Consider the following 2,772-nt stretch of genomic DNA (forward strand, 5'->3'; position numbering starts at 1 on the left):
TACGGGTGGTCTGGGGCGTGTGGTTGCCCGGCATCTGGTGGTGGAGCACGGGGTGCGGAGTCTGTTGCTGGTCAGTCGGAGTGGTCCGGCTGCCGGGGGCGCTGATGATCTCGTTGCCGAGCTGGAGCAGCATGGCGCGCGGGTGGTCGTCGAGGCGTGCGATGTGACTGACGGTGCTGCTGTGTCGGATTTGGTTTCTCGCCACCCGGTCAGTGGGGTCGTTCATACGGCCGGTGTTCTCGATGACGGTGTGGTGGAGTCGTTGTCTGCGGAGCGGTTGTCGGCGGTGCTGCGGCCGAAGGTGGACGCGGCCTGGCACCTGCACGAGGCCACCCGGGACCTGGACCTCGGCGCGTTCGTCGTCTTCTCATCGGTCTCGGGCATCCTGGGCGGCGCCGGACAGGCCAACTACGCGGCGGGCAACACCTTCCTGGACGCGCTGGCACACCACCGCCGGGCCCAAGGGCTCCCGGCCACGTCGCTGGCGTGGGGCCCCTGGTCCCAGGACAGCGGCATGACCGGCACCCTGTCGGAGACCGACCTCCGACGGATCGCCCGCTCGGGCATGCCCGAACTCGGCCCCGCGGAGGGCGTCGCCCTCTTCGACGCCGCGCTGACCGCCGACGCCGCGCTCGTCCTTCCCGTACGCCTCGACCTGGCCGTACTGCGGGAACAGGGAGACATACCCCCGCTGCTGCGCGGCCTGATCAGGACTCGCACCCGGCGTACCGTGGTCGCCGGGTCGGCCGCGGCCGCCGGCCTGGTGGAGCGCCTGACCGGGCTGTCCGCGGAGGAGCGGCGCGAGGCGCTGCTCGATGTCGTACGTACCCAGATCGCGACGGTCCTGGGCCACGCGAGCCCCGAGACGGTGGACCCGGACCGGGCCTTCCAGGAGCTCGGCTTCGACTCCCTGACCGGTGTCGAGCTGCGCAACCGGCTCAACAAGGCGACGGGCATGCGCCTGGCGGCGACCACCGTCTTCGACTACCCCACGGCCGGCACGCTCGTCGACTTCCTGCTGGACGAGCTGTTCGGCGCCCAGGCGACGGACGACATGTGGCCGGCGCGGACGGCGGTGGCCGCGGCCGACGACCCGGTGGTGATCGTCGGCATGAGCTGCCGCTACCCGGGCGGGGTCACCTCGCCCGAGGACCTGTGGCGGCTGGTGTCGGACGGCGCGGACGCCGTCTCGGACTTCCCGGCCGACCGTGGCTGGGACGTGGAGTCGCTCTACAGCCCCGACCCCGACGCGCTCGGCACCTCGTACACCCGCTCCGGTGGGTTCCTGCACGAGGCGGGGGACTTCGACCCCGAGTTCTTCGGGATGAGCCCCCGCGAGGCCCTGGCCACCGACGCCCAGCAGCGGCTGCTGCTGGAGACGACGTGGGAAGCGCTCGAACGGTCGGGCATCGACCCGGCCACCCTGCGCGGCAGCCGGACCGGCGTCTTCGCGGGCGTGATGTACACCGACTACAGCGAACTCATGGTCGGCGACCAGTACGAGGGCTATCGAGGCAATGGCAGCGCCGCCAGCATCGCCTCCGGCCGGGTGTCGTACACGTTCGGTTTCGAGGGTCCGGCGGTCACGGTGGACACGGCGTGCTCGTCGTCGCTGGTGGCCCTGCACCTGGCCGCGCAGTCGCTGCGGTCCGGTGAGTGCTCGCTGGCCATGGCGGGCGGTGTGACGGTGATGTCGACACCGACGACGTTCGTGGACTTCTCGCGGCAGCGAGGCTTGTCGGCGGACGGGCGCTGCAAGGCGTTCGCCGATGCGGCCGACGGCGTCGGCTGGGGCGAGGGCGTCGGCATGCTGGTGCTGGAGCGGCTGTCGGACGCGCGCCGCAACGGGCATCGGGTGCTGGCGACGGTGCGTGGTTCCGCGGTGAATCAGGATGGTGCCTCGAACGGGTTGACGGCGCCGAACGGTCCGTCGCAACAGCGGGTGATCCGGCAGGCGTTGGCGAGCGCTGGCCTGTCCGCGGCGGACGTGGACGCGGTGGAGGGCCACGGTACGGGTACCACGCTGGGCGACCCGATCGAGGCCCAGGCGCTGCTGGCGACGTACGGCCAGGAGCGGCCGGAAGAGCGTCCGCTGCTGCTGGGCTCGGTGAAGTCCAACATCGGTCACGCGCAGGCGGCCGCGGGTGTCGCCGGCATCATCAAGATGGTGCAGGCCATGCGGCACGGTGTGCTGCCGCGGACGCTGCATGTCGATGAGCCGTCGACGCACGTGGACTGGAGCGCGGGCGCGGTGGAGCTGCTGACCTCCGCGACCGAGTGGCCGCAGGGGGAGGGGCTGCGCCGAGCAGGCGTGTCCTCCTTCGGCGTCAGCGGGACCAACGCGCACGTCATCCTGGAACAGCCGGAGCCGGTACCGGCCGACAGCGAACCAGTGGGGGCGGCGGCCGAACCCGGCGCGTCGGCCTGGGTGTTGTCCGGCAGGAACGACGCCGCCCTGCGCGCCCAGGCGGCCCGGCTGTTGCCCCTGGTCACCGGCCACGACGCGCCGTCCGCACGGGACATCGGCCACTCACTGGCCACGGGACGATCGAGGTTCGCCCACCGGGCCGTACTGTGGGGCCAGGACCGCGACGCACTGGTACACGCCCTGTCCGCACTCGCGGCGGGCGAGTCCGATCCCGGCCTCGCCGAGGGCTCGGCCGGCGCGGGGAAGACGGCCGTCCTCTTCTCGGGCCAGGGCTCGCAGCGCCTGGGCATGGGCCGGGAGCTGTATGGGCGGTATCCGGTGTTCGCGGCGGCGTTCGACGCGGT

The 2,772-nt window shown here is 72.2% G+C and carries 1 protein-coding gene; it reads left to right on the plus strand.

Going from position 1 to position 2,772, the window contains the following annotated elements:
* Window positions 1-2,772 (plus strand): type I polyketide synthase (locus tag ACH4EB_RS38650; RefSeq protein WP_398353224.1); only part of this gene is annotated, 2,772 nt, incomplete at both ends.

This window comes from Streptomyces sp. NPDC018045, assembly GCF_044327445.1.
In the GTDB taxonomy this organism is placed as follows: Bacteria; Actinomycetota; Actinomycetes; order Streptomycetales; family Streptomycetaceae; genus Streptomyces.